General features: G+C 34.8%; 12 protein-coding genes. 6 read left to right on the forward strand and 6 right to left on the reverse strand.

Annotated features, from left to right (window positions below; translation table 11 throughout):
* Positions 1 to 36: 36 nt before the first annotated feature.
* On the forward strand, positions 37 to 2,556 hold the full coding sequence (locus WHC90_RS11070) for a M14 family zinc carboxypeptidase (protein ID WP_188598523.1): 2,520 nt from the start codon (positions 37 to 39) through the stop codon (positions 2,554 to 2,556).
* A 76-nt stretch (positions 2,557 to 2,632) separates the two neighbouring features.
* Here WHC90_RS11070 and WHC90_RS11075 read toward each other — a convergent pair whose 3' ends face one another.
* From WHC90_RS11075 to WHC90_RS11090, 4 genes are all read right to left on the reverse strand, one after another.
* Positions 2,633 to 3,346: an AAA family ATPase gene (locus WHC90_RS11075; RefSeq protein ID WP_188598524.1), complete on the reverse strand. Its 714-nt coding sequence runs from the start codon at positions 3,344 to 3,346 to the stop codon at positions 2,633 to 2,635.
* A gap of 121 nt (positions 3,347 to 3,467) precedes the next feature.
* Positions 3,468 to 4,007: a sigma-70 family RNA polymerase sigma factor gene (locus tag WHC90_RS11080; protein ID WP_188598525.1), complete on the reverse strand. Its 540-nt coding sequence runs from the start codon at positions 4,005 to 4,007 to the stop codon at positions 3,468 to 3,470.
* A gap of 357 nt (positions 4,008 to 4,364) precedes the next feature.
* Positions 4,365 to 4,700, reverse strand: a complete 336-nt coding sequence (locus WHC90_RS11085; protein ID WP_188598526.1) for a DUF3703 domain-containing protein — start codon at positions 4,698 to 4,700, stop codon at positions 4,365 to 4,367.
* Positions 4,701 to 4,840: 140 nt separating this feature from the next.
* The gene (locus tag WHC90_RS11090; RefSeq protein WP_188598527.1) at positions 4,841 to 8,275 is read right to left on the reverse strand and encodes a methylmalonyl-CoA mutase family protein; all 3,435 of its coding nucleotides are present in this window, start codon (positions 8,273 to 8,275) and stop codon (positions 4,841 to 4,843) included.
* Between the two features lie 160 nt (positions 8,276 to 8,435).
* On the opposite strand from WHC90_RS11090, the gene WHC90_RS11095 reads away from it, so the two are divergent.
* Positions 8,436 to 8,972 carry a DUF4136 domain-containing protein gene (locus tag WHC90_RS11095; protein ID WP_188598528.1) on the forward strand — a complete coding sequence of 179 codons (537 nt, stop codon included), beginning with the start codon at positions 8,436 to 8,438 and terminating at the stop codon, positions 8,970 to 8,972.
* A 23-nt stretch (positions 8,973 to 8,995) separates the two neighbouring features.
* Positions 8,996 to 9,160: a DUF5522 domain-containing protein gene (locus tag WHC90_RS11100; RefSeq protein WP_188598529.1), complete on the forward strand. Its 165-nt coding sequence runs from the start codon at positions 8,996 to 8,998 to the stop codon at positions 9,158 to 9,160.
* Between the two features lie 246 nt (positions 9,161 to 9,406).
* Here WHC90_RS11100 and WHC90_RS11105 read toward each other — a convergent pair whose 3' ends face one another.
* Together WHC90_RS11105 and pyrF are read right to left on the reverse strand one after the other, a co-directional pair.
* Positions 9,407 to 10,192, reverse strand: coding sequence for an ABC transporter substrate-binding protein (locus tag WHC90_RS11105; RefSeq protein ID WP_188598530.1), 786 nt, complete (start codon positions 10,190 to 10,192; stop codon positions 9,407 to 9,409).
* Positions 10,193 to 10,222: 30 nt separating this feature from the next.
* Complete coding sequence (gene pyrF, locus WHC90_RS11110; RefSeq protein ID WP_188598531.1) at positions 10,223 to 11,032, reverse strand: orotidine-5'-phosphate decarboxylase; 810 nt, start codon at positions 11,030 to 11,032, stop codon at positions 10,223 to 10,225.
* Between the two features lie 76 nt (positions 11,033 to 11,108).
* Here pyrF and WHC90_RS11115 point away from each other — a divergent pair, with 76 nt between their 5' ends.
* The 3 genes from WHC90_RS11115 to prmA are packed head-to-tail and all read left to right on the forward strand — an operon-like array spanning position 11,109 to position 13,247.
* Complete coding sequence (locus WHC90_RS11115) at positions 11,109 to 11,594, forward strand: TlpA family protein disulfide reductase (protein WP_188598532.1); 486 nt, start codon at positions 11,109 to 11,111, stop codon at positions 11,592 to 11,594.
* Between the two features lie 52 nt (positions 11,595 to 11,646).
* On the forward strand, positions 11,647 to 12,408 hold the full coding sequence (gene tpiA / locus WHC90_RS11120) for a triose-phosphate isomerase (RefSeq protein WP_188598533.1): 762 nt from the start codon (positions 11,647 to 11,649) through the stop codon (positions 12,406 to 12,408).
* A 2-nt stretch (positions 12,409 to 12,410) separates the two neighbouring features.
* Positions 12,411 to 13,247 (forward strand): 50S ribosomal protein L11 methyltransferase, encoded by an 837-nt coding sequence (gene prmA, locus WHC90_RS11125; RefSeq protein WP_188598534.1) that lies wholly within the window; start codon positions 12,411 to 12,413, stop codon positions 13,245 to 13,247.
* The last annotated feature ends 14 nt before the right edge of the window (positions 13,248 to 13,261 follow it).

A 13,261-nucleotide genomic window follows, 5' to 3' on the forward strand; every position in this document is an offset into this window, starting at 1 on the left:
CTTACTTTTAGGTTGAATTGTTTAAAAATCAACCTAATGAAACTTACCAAACCTGTTTTTTTACTGTTTTTTTTATTTATAATCAGCAGCGCAGTACAAGCGCAAGATTATTTTTTTAAAGATCAAGCACCTTTTAATAAAGCCATCCCAACTCCAGAAGAGTTTTTAGGTTATCCTATTGGGGAGCAACATACGAGACACGATCAAATCGTTGCCTATTTCTACAAACTTGCGGAAATTTCAGACAGAGCACAGATAGAAGTGTATGGTAAAACCCATGAAAACAGAAAGCTGGTGATGCTCACAGTATCATCAAAGGAGAATTTATCAAACCTAGGAACTCTTAAAAATGAGCATTTGCAGTTTGTAAACCCAGATTTGAACCCGAAAAATTACGATAAGGTTCCGATCTTTATTCAACTTGGCTACAATGTGCATGGAAACGAACCATCAAGTTCAGAAGCAGCTTTGTTAACAGCTTATACTTTGGTGGCATCAACCAATGCAGAGGTGTTAAATTATTTAAATAAATCTGTTATTTTTATTGATCCAGCCATCAATCCAGATGGTAGAGACAGACACACCCAATGGGCAAATCAATTTAAAGCAAAATCGCTCGTTTCTGATAATATAGATGCAGAGCACAATGAGGCATGGCCTAGAGGAAGAAGCAATCATTATTGGTTTGATTTAAACAGAGATTGGTTATTAGCAGTGCACCCAGAAAGTCAAGGGAAATTAAAATGGTTACATGATTGGTATCCAAATGTGGTTACAGACTTTCATGAGATGGGCACCAATAGCAATCACTTTTTTGAACCAATGAAGCCAATTGGTTCTTTAGATCCGATTATGCCCAAAGAAAATTATGAGGATCTAAACAATTTATTCGCAACCTATTTTTCTAGTGCTTTAGACAAGATAGGTTCTTTTTACTACACCAAAGAATCTTTTGATGGTACTTATCCTGGTTATGGATCATCCTATCCAGATTTACAAGGAGGCTTGGCTTTGTTGTTTGAGCAAGCAAGTTCTCGTGGACATGTTCAAGACACGGATTATGGTAAAATAACGTTTGCCTTTACCATTAGAAATCAATATACTTCTGGTTTTGCAACTATTAAAGCGGCAGTAGAGAACAAAGCTTTTTTAAGAAAATATCAGCAGACCTTTTTTAAAACAGCCATGACTCAAAAAGCCAAGACTGGATTTGCAGGTTATGAGTTTGGAGACGATTATGATATGAATAGAAACAAAGCTTTTGTCAGCCAACTACTCACCCATAAAATTAAAGTTTATAAGAAGGGAGAGAAGTATGTGGTTCCTTTAAAACAACCTCAACACAGAATGGTGCAAACCATGTTTGAAACCTATAGACAGTATAGTGATAGTGTGTATTATGATGCTTCGGCATGGAGTGTGGCCAACTTTTATAATATGAAATACAAAGGCCTAAAATCTGTAAAACTAGGTACAGAAATTACCACTACCAAAGACCTGGTAAACAACCCTAAAATACAAAGAGCTAGGTATGCATATATTATTGATTGGGATGATTACAATTCACCAGCGGTCTTGTATTATATGCAAGCTAAAGGATTGACAGTGGCTTCTGCCTTTAAGCCTTTTAGCATACTGACCACAAGTGGAAAGAAGAGTTTTAATTATGGAAGTTTGTTGATCCCGATTAGCAAACAAAAAAAATCAGAGGCAGAAGTTTATCAAATTGTCTTAGAGGCACAAACCAAATACAATGTTCCGATTTTTGGGACAAACAGCGGTTATAGTATTAAGGGGATAGATTTAGGATCTAATAATTTTAGAGCATTGAGCAAGCCTAAAGTAGCAATGCTTATTGGAGAAGGGATTAACTCTTTAGAAGCTGGAGAGGTTTGGCACTTGTTGGATACTCGGGTAGATATGCCAATAACAAAAATTAGAATGGCTAGTTTTAGAAGAGCCAATTTAGACAAGTACAATACCTTGGTTATGGTTTCTGGTAGTTATACCGAATTGGATTCTGTTCAAAGACAGAAACTTAAAGATTGGGCAGCCAAAGGAAATACCATTGTTAGTATTGCCGGAGGCGCTAAATGGTTGATCGATAAAAAAATGGTCAAAGAGAGTTTGACTAAAAAGCCCAAATCTAAAGAAGAAACAGGAACCAAAAGATTGCCTTATGTTGATGCTGGTGAATATGCAGGGAGAGACCGTGTTGGAGGGATCATTTTAGAAGTAGATTTAGATCTTACGCATCCATTAGGTTTTGGATATCGAACCGCTAAAATGCCCGTGTATAAAAACAATATGGTGTTTTTAGCTCCTAGTAAAAGTCCATACGCAACGGTCGCAAAATATTCTAAAAACCCACATATAGATGGGTATATAACCCAAAAGAATTTAGATGTTTTTATTAAGCCTTCAGCTTCATTATTGGTGAGTCCTATCGGCAGAGGTCGTGCAGTTTTATTTGCTGACAATCCAAATTTTAGAGGCGCCTGGTACGGAACCAACAAGCTGTTTTTAAATGCGCTTTTCTTTGGGAATAAGTTTTAAAAAAACAATCAATTAATATTTAAGAGGACTGCAATTTTTGTTAAGCACAAATTTGGCAGTCTTTTTTTATTAAAAGTTAATCGGTTTTTGCTTTTTCTAATTGAATGACGTTAGCCTTTAGTTGCTGATAAGCAAGGTCTTTGGCTTCTGCATAAGAAATGCTATAAACTCTATTTACAGCATTGATTTCTTTGGGGAAATGAGTTAGAATATCATCGTAGTAAAGATCTAGTTGTTGGTTGGAAGGCAATTTATATTCTAGCTTTAATTGAAACCTTCTCAACAAAGCAGTATCAATAATCTCTATGTGATTTGTAGCACAAATAAGTAATGAGGTATCTGCTAAATTATCTATTTGTTGGATCAGTGTATTCACCAATCGCTTCATTTCTCCAGAATCTTTATTGTCATAGTCTCTTATCTTTCCGATAAAATCAAACTCATCAATAAATAAAATGGCATTGCTATAGGAAGCCTTTCTAAAAAGTTCAGAAATGTTTTTGCCTGTCTCACCAAGTCTAGAAGATACAAAACCTCCCAAATTAAGCGTAATGACTTCTTTGTTTAGTGCTTTTCCAATTGCATGTACAGTAGCTGTTTTTCCACAACCTGTTTTTCCGTGGAGTAAAATTTTATTATCAACCGGAAGATTTAGATTTTTAAGAGTATCTAAATAGGTGAATTCTTCAATCAGCTGGTTAATTTTTTCTCTAATTTCCTTGCTTAAATGAAGTTCATCAAGCGTTAAAACTTTGGTTTTGTTTCTTAGCGTTGTGTTTTGATAAGCCATGCTCCTTTTTAAAACAAAGGTAGAAGTTTTACAGGATATTTTTGAAAAAGTATTAGTGTTCCTTAAAAGCATCCATGGTGAAGAAGGAGCTTGAAAAAGAATCTATAGATCACTAAAATAGTTAGCCGCAAACTTTGCAGTCTTCTTTGTCTTGAAGTTCGCCAACGAGTTTCCCGTCATCGTTTAAAACATAGCCACAGCAGTCCATAAACCCTTGAGCAATTAATTTACGAGCTCGTTGGATTTGAGATTTTGTGGTGGGTAAACTTTGTTTTAATTGCTCAGCAACTTCTTGTTGTTTTAAGCCCTTGATGTCGGCTAAAAATAAAGGATCTCTATATTTTTTCGGAAGGCTTTGTAAAATACCACGTAAGCAATCTTTTTCTGTATGACCTTCATCTTCTGGAACTACTTCGGCTTCAAAATTTGCAATTTCAAAGTCTTGATTGGTTAACTTCCAATAATCCAAAATAGAATTTCTAGCAATGGTAAAGCACCAAGGTTTTAGTTTATTGTGATCTTTTAGGGTATGTAGTTTTGTGTGAATTTTAATAAAGGTATCCTGTAAAATATCATCTGCTATGGCTGTGTCATGAACTTTGCTAATGATAAATCTTTTTAAATCTTCCGAATAGGTTTTCCAAACGTTTTGTGTGGTCATAAGAATTATTTATAATTAGAGAACTTGAATCAAGTTCAGTTTCTCCTAATTAGATGTTGTGTTTTAAAATGTCAGTTTGAGTAATTTTTTTAGAAAATTGTATCGAGAAGTTTTTAATAAAGACCTCTCGATACAAAATTGCTTTCATTTTTAATTAGCTCAGTTGCTAATAATTTTACTCCAAATGACAGCTTTTAACAATTACAGTTGCTACAAGTGCAGTTATCACACGTACAGTTAGTACAGCTACCTGTTTTACAACCGTCGCAATTACATGTACAATTATTATTTTTCATAATGATAAATTTTAAGGTTCATATAATAGACAAATAAGGTACAAAAAAGATGCAACATTTTTTAAAAATATTTTTTTAATTCTTCTCTAATCGGTAAGGATTTGATTGGAGAAATATTGCTTCCCCCTGTATTTCCTTGTGGCACCCAAAAGATCGTAAATAGAAGAGAGGCAAGTAGTCTAAAGAGTTGTCCAATCACTTCTTTGGCATTGTTGGTTTTTAATCCAAAGACAAACATCCAATAATGACTTATTGTATGACGCCAAAGGTGTTTTTGCCCTAAAATGTGCGCATTTTCTAAATGATAAAAGGCAATACTGTACTTTTTTTCTTGTAGTGCTTGCCTACCTAATTGTAATTGTTTGTAGAACTCTGTCTTTAAAAGTTGCGTTGTCATTTTTTTAAAAGTAGACAGCAAAAAAATTGAATGGATGCAAAAAAACCGCACAATTTGTGCGGTTTTTATTCTTAAGATCCTTCGTCTTTGCTTAGGATAAGCAATTCACTCAAACTCTATTAAGAATTTTTGTTCTTTACTTACATGTTTCTTCTGTATTGTCCACCTACTTTAAATAAGGCTTCTGTAATCTGTCCTAAAGAACAGAATTTAGTAGCCTCCATTAGTTTGTCAAACAAGTTTTCATTCTTCACAGCTGCTTCTTGTAGGATAGCTAACTGTTCTTGAACTTTTCCGTCATTGGCTTTGTTTAACAATTCTTTGGTTTGAATCTGGTATTGTTTCTCTTCTTCCGTTGCTCTTATTACTTCTGCAGGTTGCACCGTTGGAGATCCTTTAGAACTCAAGAACGTATTTACTCCGATAATTGGAAACTCGCCATTGTGTTTTAAGGTTTCATAATACAAGCTTTCTTCCTGTATTTTTGAGCGTTGATACATGGTTTCCATAGCGCCTAACACGCCTCCACGTTCTGTAATTCTATCAAATTCTGCTAAGACTGCTTCTTCAACCAAGTCTGTAAGTTCTTCTATGATAAATGATCCTTGTATTGGGTTTTCATTTTTGGTTAAGCCCAATTCTTTGTTGATGATTAATTGAATAGCCATGGCTCTTCTTACCGATTCTTCTGTAGGAGTTGTGATGGCTTCATCATAGGCGTTGGTATGTAGTGAGTTACAGTTGTCATTGATGGCATACAAAGCTTGTAAAGTAGTTCTGATGTCATTAAAGTCAATTTCTTGAGCGTGTAAGGATCTACCAGAAGTTTGAATGTGATACTTTAACATTTGTGCTCTCGGATTTGCTCCGTATTTGTACTTCATGGCTTTTGCCCAAATCTTACGAGCAACTCTACCGATTACTGAATACTCAGGGTCAATTCCGTTTGAGAAGAAGAAAGATAAATTCGGTCCGAATTTATTAATATCCATCCCTCTAGAAAGATAATATTCTACGTAGGTAAATCCGTTAGATAAGGTTAATGCCAATTGCGTAATAGGATTGGCTCCCGCTTCTGCAATATGATATCCAGAAATAGAAACTGAATAAAAATTACGAACTTGTTTTTCAATAAAATACTCTTGTACATCACCCATTAAACGCAGAGCAAATTCTGTAGAGAAAATACAGGTGTTTTGCGCCTGGTCTTCTTTTAAGATATCTGCCTGAACCGTACCACGAACTTGTGTTAGGGTGTCCGTTTTTATTTGTTGATATACATCAGCTGGCAATACCATGTCTCCAGTTAAACCGAGCAACATTAAGCCTAAGCCGTTGTTTCCTTCTGGCAAACCTCCTTGATAAACAGGTCTATCTAAGCCTTTAGAATCGTATACTTCTTTAAATTTAGCTTCTACTAGTTTTTCTAGCTTGTGCTCTTTGATGTATTTTTCACAGTTCTGATCAATGGCAGCATTCATAAAGAATCCTAACAACATAGGTGCTGGTCCGTTAATGGTCATAGAAACAGAGGTCATTGCATGACTTAGATCAAAACCAGAATACAATTTTTTGGCATCGTCTAAACAACAGATTGAAACTCCGGCATTTCCAATTTTACCATAAATATCAGGTCTAATTCCTGGGTCATTACCGTATAAAGTTACCGAGTCAAATGCTGTAGACAAACGTTTGGCATCCATTCCTAAACTTACATAGTGGAAACGACGGTTAGTTCTTTCTGGTCCTCCTTCACCAGCAAACATCCTTGTAGGATCTTCTCCAGTTCTTTTAAAAGGATACAAACCTGATGCAAACGGAAATTCACCCGGAACATTCTCTTGTAAATTCCAACGTAATAAATCACCCCAAGCTTGATACTTTGGCAAAGCCACCTTTGGAATTTGAGAATGAGAAAGAGACTCTGAATGGGTTTCAATATGAATCTCCTTATCACGAACTTTAAACGTGTAAACAGGGTTTTTATATTTTTGAACTTTATCGTTCCAATTTAAAATAACCTCCCAATTTAATGGGTCAAAATTTAGTTTTACTTTGTCAAATTGAGCTAAAAGTAAATTTAAAAATTCTTTATCGTTATCATCTTTTGCCTGCTTTAGAATCTCTTCTTCATTTAAGCCGGTTTTGATAATCTCTACAGGAGTATTTGTAATAGATTCAATAGTTTGATGGATTCCATACAGTTTTTGAGCAACGATTACTTGATCATTTACTTTTTTGTCATAGGCTCTATTGTTCTCTGATATCTCTGATAGATAACGAACTCTACTAGGAGGGATTACAAAGATCTTTTCAGACATTTCTTTGGTAATCTCCATGCTCGATTTTAAATCAGCATTTGTTTTTTCTACCAGTTTGTCCATGATACGCTTGTATAAGGTATTCATACCTGGATCGTTAAACTGTGACGCGATGGTTCCAAATACAGGCATGTCATCCATATGAACATCCCATAAATGGTTGTTGCGCATGTATTGTTTTTTTACATCGCGAATGGCATCTAAAGCACCTCTTTTGTCAAATTTATTGATGGCAACTAAATCAGCAAAATCAAGCATGTCAATTTTTTCTAATTGAGTTGCTGCTCCAAACTCTGGAGTCATTACATACAATGAAGTATCTGAGTGCTCAATAATCTCTGTGTCAGATTGACCAATTCCTGAGGTTTCTAAAATTATCAGATCAAACTCTGCAGCTTTTAAAACTTGTACAGCCTCATTAACGTATTTTGATAAGGCTAAGTTTGATTGACGGGTTGCCAAAGAACGCATATAGACTCTAGAGTCGTTTATGGCATTCATTCTAATTCTATCACCAAGCAAAGCGCCACCAGTTTTTCTTTTTGATGGATCAACAGAAATTAAACCCACTGTCTTTTCTGGAAAATCGATTAAAAAACGACGAACCAACTCATCAACCAATGATGATTTTCCTGCTCCACCAGTTCCGGTAATTCCCAAGACTGGAGTTTTAGAATTTTTATTTTTTATATGGATGGCATCTAGTGTTTTCTTTGCTACTTCTGGAAAGTTTTCTGCAGAAGAAATTACTCGAGCAATACTACCAATCTCTTTTTTTGCCAAACTATCCAGATCAACAGACAAAACATCTCCAATTGCATAATCAGAAGTTTTTACCAGATCATTAATCATTCCTTGCAAACCTAATGAACGACCGTCATCAGGAGAATAGATACGAGTAATCCCGTAATCCATTAATTCTTTTATTTCTTCTGGAAGAATTACACCGCCTCCGCCGCCAAAGATTTTAATATGGCTAGCACCTTTTTCTTTTAGCAAATCATACATGTATTTAAAATACTCTGTATGACCACCTTGATACGAAGTCATTGCAATGGCATTGGCATCCTCTTGAATTGCGCAATTGACAACTTCTTCTACACTTCTATCATGACCTAAGTGAATCACTTCTACTCCGGTGGATTGGATAATTCTTCTCATAATGTTGATGGCAGCATCGTGGCCATCAAATAAAGATGCAGCAGTGACAATTCGTACTTTGTGTATCGGTGTATAAGGTGTTATTTGTTCCATTCGTAAATTTTCTAGTTTTTTGCGAGTGCAATTTACGGATTTTTCAAAAAAATAAAGACTTCCTTGAAGGTTTATGAGGTATTTATAAAAAATCAGTTAAACGATGGCTTTTTGGTATGCTTATTGAACTACTATTTATAGAACTTAAAAAAGAAATCAGATGAAACTATTTAATCAAACAGCATTGTTATTTGTTTTTATTTTATCGTCTTGTAGTGTTGTTAGAGTGTCTACAGATTATGATACAAAAAAAGATTTTACAACTTATAAAACCTTTGCTTTTTATAAAACAGGAATCGACAAAACAGCCATTTCTGATCTGGATAAGCGCAGAATTTTAAGAGCGATTGAATCAGAATTACTAGCTAAAGGCTTTAAGAAGTCTAATAGTCCAGATGTATTGGTTAGTATTTATGCAAAATCACGAAATAGGGTTGATGTAACCAGAACCCATAGTGGTTTTAATAATTTGTATTGGTATCCTATGTATTACAGAGCTAATAACAGGGTTTTGGTTACCAAATACACTGAGGGTACACTTTTTATTGATTTGATTGACGCCCAAGAAAAACAATTGGTGTGGCAGGGGATTGGTACTGGGGCTTTAAAAACGAATAACGTTCAGAAAAAAGAGGAAAAAATAAAAGAATTTGTCAAAGAAATACTCTCAAATTATCCTCCAGGATCAAAGAAATAAATTGAAATTCGTACTATTGCAAAATGTATAAACAACGAATAGAGCTAGAAGAAGGAGACTACTACTTAAATGAGCAAGGCTATAAGGTTTTTACGGAAAAATACCATCTAAAAAGAGGGCATTGTTGTAAAAGTGGGTGCAGACATTGCCCATACGGATATGACAAAAAAACAGATTCTTTTAAATAATTTTTTATTTTATGTAATTGTCTATCAAATATTTGTGTATATTTATAAGGCTAATTCATAAGAAAGATGTCACAAATCCTCCAACTACACCGATACAGAAAACACCTTGAAGAAAGGTACAATAGACTCGTCGAAAGGTCAAATGATTATAAGTACGAAGACGAAAGTACGAGTGATCAAGCAGCCTTTAAGGCGATGAAAATTCTCGAAAAACTTAATCGAGTAAAGTATTTAGACAAAGATTTGTCAAATTCTATTTCGTAGCTGTTTAAAATAATCAAAAGCTTTTAGCAGTCGGCTTCCGTGCCAGCTAAAGAACTCACCATCTACATAGACGGTTGTCGCATGATGCGTAAAACGTCCGATTTCAAAGGCATGCTCGTCTTTAAAAGGGTAGGGTTCTGAGGATAAAAGAACATAATCAGGATCGCCTTCTAACCTAATTTTTTTAAGCTCAATTTCTGGGTACCTGCTTTTGTCTTTGTAAATATTGTCAAATTTATTTAAAGAGAGTAAATGATCTATATAGGTAGTGTTTCCTGCCACCATCCAAGGTTTTCTCCAAATAAAATAGGCAACTTTAACCAGAGGTTGATCCTTTATAAAGTTTTTAAAATCGGCAAGTTTAAAATTGATCTTGCTAATCATTTGAGTGGCTTCTACTCTGCATGAAAAGATTTCGCCATAGGTTTTAATCAAATTAAGTGAGTCTTCTATGGTAAAAATATCCGAAACGTGTGTGGCTGTGATTGTTTTGCAAAAATCAACAATCTCTTGACTGTTTTCTTCTTTGTTACAGAGGATAATATCTGGTTTTAAGGCCGCTATTTTTTCTTTGTTGATGTTTTTTGTGCCACCTACTACAGTTTTTGTTTTTAGGAGATGTCTAGGGTGAACGCAAAATTTAGTGATGCCTACAATAGAATCTTCAAGGCCCAAATCAACGAGTAACTCTGTTTGACTAGGCACCAAAGAAATGATTCTCTTTGGTGTTTTTTTGTCATTGAGCTGTTTAAAAAAAGCAGTATTCAATTTTTTGTGGTTTTAATTTGAAAGAGAAGGCTATAAAAACTCTTGCATCTCATTTTTTAAGTCCGTGGCTTTTTGAGCCGCAACTTCTGCAAAATCTTTAGCATTAGATGCGTAAATGATTCCTCTAGAAGAGTTGATTAACAAACCAATATTTGATGATAATCCATATTTACATACTTCTTGTAAGCTTCCACCTTGAGCTCCCACGCCAGGTACTAGTAAAAATGAATTGGGTATGATTTTTCTGATCTCTTTAAAATAGCTAGCTTTTGTAGCTCCTACTACATACATTAAGTTCTCAGAATTCTCATAGGTTTTAGATGTTTCTATTACCTGCTTATACAGTTCTTGATTTTCTAATTTTTTGGTCTGAAAATCAAAAGCACCTTGATTAGACGTAAGTGCTAATAAAATGGTGTGCTTGTTTGGGAAGGCTAAGAAAGGCTCAACAGAATCTTTGCCCATATAAGGAGCAATGGTCACAGAATCAAAAGCAAGGTCTTCAAAAAATGCTTTTGCATACATGCTAGATGTATTGCCAATATCGCCACGCTTAGCATCGGCGATGGTGAAAATTTCTGGATGATTTTTATTGAGATAATCAATGGTCTTTTTTAAAGATTTCCATCCATCAATCCCGTAGGCTTCATAAAAAGCAATATTTGGTTTGTACGCAACACATAAGTGATGGGTCGCATCAATAATGGCTTTGTTAAATTCAAAAATAGGGTCTTCAGTTTCTAGTAAGTGCTTTGGGATTTTAGTAAGATCTACATCCAATCCAATGCATAAAAACGATTTTTTTTTATGGATTTGAGCTACGAGCTGTTCTGTGGTCATTGCAAATTGATTAACGAAAGCAAAGATACTTATTTTTGAGACTTTAGCTATCTTTGTAGCAACACATCTAAATGAAATGTTTAAAAAAATATGTACACTCTTGTTTTTGTGCTTGGCCTTTTCTTGTAAAAAGCCAACTGAGTTTTCTGAAGCCGCCTTGCAAAGTAAATTTTACACATTAAAACAAGCTAAGGTTCGTTTTGAAACTATTTTAAATGACTACAAAGGTCAAAAGATCTTGATAGATGTTTGGGCCTCATGGTGCCCAGATTGTGTGGTGAGTTTTCCAGAGTTAAAAACATTTCAAAAAGACAATCCAGAGCTTGGCTATGTTTTTTTATCAACCGATAGAAATTATGCAAGCTGGAAGCAGGCCATAGAAAGATACCAACTAAGTGGCGATCATTATTTTATGGAAGCAGGATTAGACAGTCCTTTTGGCGATTTTTTAAACTCAAATTGGATTCCAAGGTATTTATTAGTAGATGAGCAAGGGTCAATTAGTGTGTTTAAAGCCACCAAACTTAAGGATGCAGAAATTACAAAAGCCTTAAAAAAATAACCTATTTTTGCAGTCTAAACAACCAACTTTTTTTAGAATTAAAACCAAAGCAATGAGAAAACAAATAGTAGCAGGTAATTGGAAAATGAACAACGATGATGCAGAAAGCAAATTACTGGTTAAACAAATAAAGAAATCAATTAAGAGACTTCCTTTAAGAGGGACTAGAGTCCTTGTTGCGCCTACATTTGTAAATTTAAAAACCGTTGTTAAAAAGAGTAAAAAATCAAAAATAGAAGTTGTTGCACAAAATATGCATCAAGAAACCAATGGCGCTTTTACAGGCGAAGTTTCTGCTAAGATGCTTAAGAGTATTGGTGTAGAAACTGTTTTAATTGGGCATTCAGAAAGAAGAACTTTGTTTGGAGAAACCAATGCTGTTTTGGCTAGTAAGGTTGATGCTGCCATCGCCAACAAGATGGAGTTAATTTTTTGTTTTGGAGAGCAATTAGAAGATAGAAAATCAGGCAAGCATTTTGATGTGGTTAAGCAGCAATTGCAAGAAGGACTTTTTCATTTAGAAAGTGCTAGTTGGAACCAAATAGTATTGGCTTATGAGCCTGTTTGGGCTATTGGTACAGGAGAAACTGCAAGTCCAGAGCAAGCGCAAGAAATGCATGCTTTTGTTAGAAACTTACTAGAAGAAACCTATACAACAGCCTTGGCACAAAACACATCAATACTTTATGGAGGAAGTGTAAAGCCATCAAACGCCAAAGAAATTTTTTCAAAAGAAGATGTTGATGGAGGGCTTATTGGTGGAGCAGCATTACAAGCACAAGATTTTACAGCAATTATCAAAGCTATTTTATAAGCATGGACAATATATATATATCATACGATTTTACAGTAAGCCCTAAAGAACCTGGAGCAGAAATTTTAATAGCAGAATTAGGTTTTGCAGGATTTGAAAGTTTTGTAGAAAATGAAAAAGGCTTTACTGCATATATCCAAAAAGGAGACTGGAACGAGGAGATTTTAGCTAATGTTTCTTTGTTAGACTCTGATGATTTTGAGGTTCATTATAAAGTAGAAGAGGTGGCGCAAACCAATTGGAATGCAGAATGGGAAAAGAATTTTGATCCTATTGAGGTTGCTAATTTGGTTAGCATTCGAGCTCCTTTTCATGAAAACCCAAACCTTGAGTATGACATCGTTATAGAGCCAAAAATGAGTTTTGGAACTGGGCATCATGAAACTACACATATGATGATTCAACATCTGATAGAATTAGATGTTACAGATAAGAAGACTTTAGATATGGGGAGCGGTACTGGTATTTTAGCCATTTTTGCAGAGATGAAAGGCGCTAAGCCAATTGATGCCATTGATATTGATTCTTGGTGTTATGAAAACTCTATTGAGAATGTGGACAGAAATAACTGTAAACACATTTCATTGTATGAAGGAGATGCAGCCTTGTTAGAAGGTAAAAACTATGAGCTTATTATCGCAAACATCAACAGAAATATTCTGTTAAATGATATAAAAACCTATGCTGCGTGTTTAGCGCCAAAAGGCCATTTGCTTTTAAGTGGTTTTTATCAAGAAGACATTCCTATGATTGATGAAGAGGTTCAGAAATATGGAATGCAGTTAGAGAAAACTATAAATAGAAATAATTGGGTAGCTTTACGCTATGTAAAAGACTAAACAAATTTTTTTGC

Origin of the sequence: Polaribacter pacificus, assembly GCF_038024035.1 — a bacterium.
Taxonomy (GTDB): domain Bacteria; phylum Bacteroidota; class Bacteroidia; order Flavobacteriales; family Flavobacteriaceae; genus Polaribacter; species Polaribacter pacificus.

What these genes read in the sequence shown, in the direction of transcription:
- WHC90_RS11070 (WP_188598523.1), top strand. Translation starts at nt 37, where the DNA reads ATGAAACTTACCAAACCTGTTTTTTTACTGTTTTTTTTATTTATAATC.
- WHC90_RS11075 (WP_188598524.1), bottom strand. Translation starts at nt 3,346, where the DNA reads ATGGCTTATCAAAACACAACGCTAAGAAACAAAACCAAAGTTTTAACG.
- WHC90_RS11080 (WP_188598525.1), bottom strand. Translation starts at nt 4,007, where the DNA reads ATGACCACACAAAACGTTTGGAAAACCTATTCGGAAGATTTAAAAAGA.
- WHC90_RS11085 (WP_188598526.1), bottom strand. Translation starts at nt 4,700, where the DNA reads ATGACAACGCAACTTTTAAAGACAGAGTTCTACAAACAATTACAATTA.
- WHC90_RS11090 (WP_188598527.1), bottom strand. Translation starts at nt 8,275, where the DNA reads ATGGAACAAATAACACCTTATACACCGATACACAAAGTACGAATTGTC.
- WHC90_RS11095 (WP_188598528.1), top strand. Translation starts at nt 8,436, where the DNA reads ATGAAACTATTTAATCAAACAGCATTGTTATTTGTTTTTATTTTATCG.
- WHC90_RS11100 (WP_188598529.1), top strand. Translation starts at nt 8,996, where the DNA reads ATGTATAAACAACGAATAGAGCTAGAAGAAGGAGACTACTACTTAAAT.
- pyrF (WP_188598531.1), bottom strand. Translation starts at nt 11,032, where the DNA reads ATGACCACAGAACAGCTCGTAGCTCAAATCCATAAAAAAAAATCGTTT.
- WHC90_RS11115 (WP_188598532.1), top strand. Translation starts at nt 11,109, where the DNA reads ATGTTTAAAAAAATATGTACACTCTTGTTTTTGTGCTTGGCCTTTTCT.
- tpiA (WP_188598533.1), top strand. Translation starts at nt 11,647, where the DNA reads ATGAGAAAACAAATAGTAGCAGGTAATTGGAAAATGAACAACGATGAT.
- prmA (WP_188598534.1), top strand. Translation starts at nt 12,411, where the DNA reads ATGGACAATATATATATATCATACGATTTTACAGTAAGCCCTAAAGAA.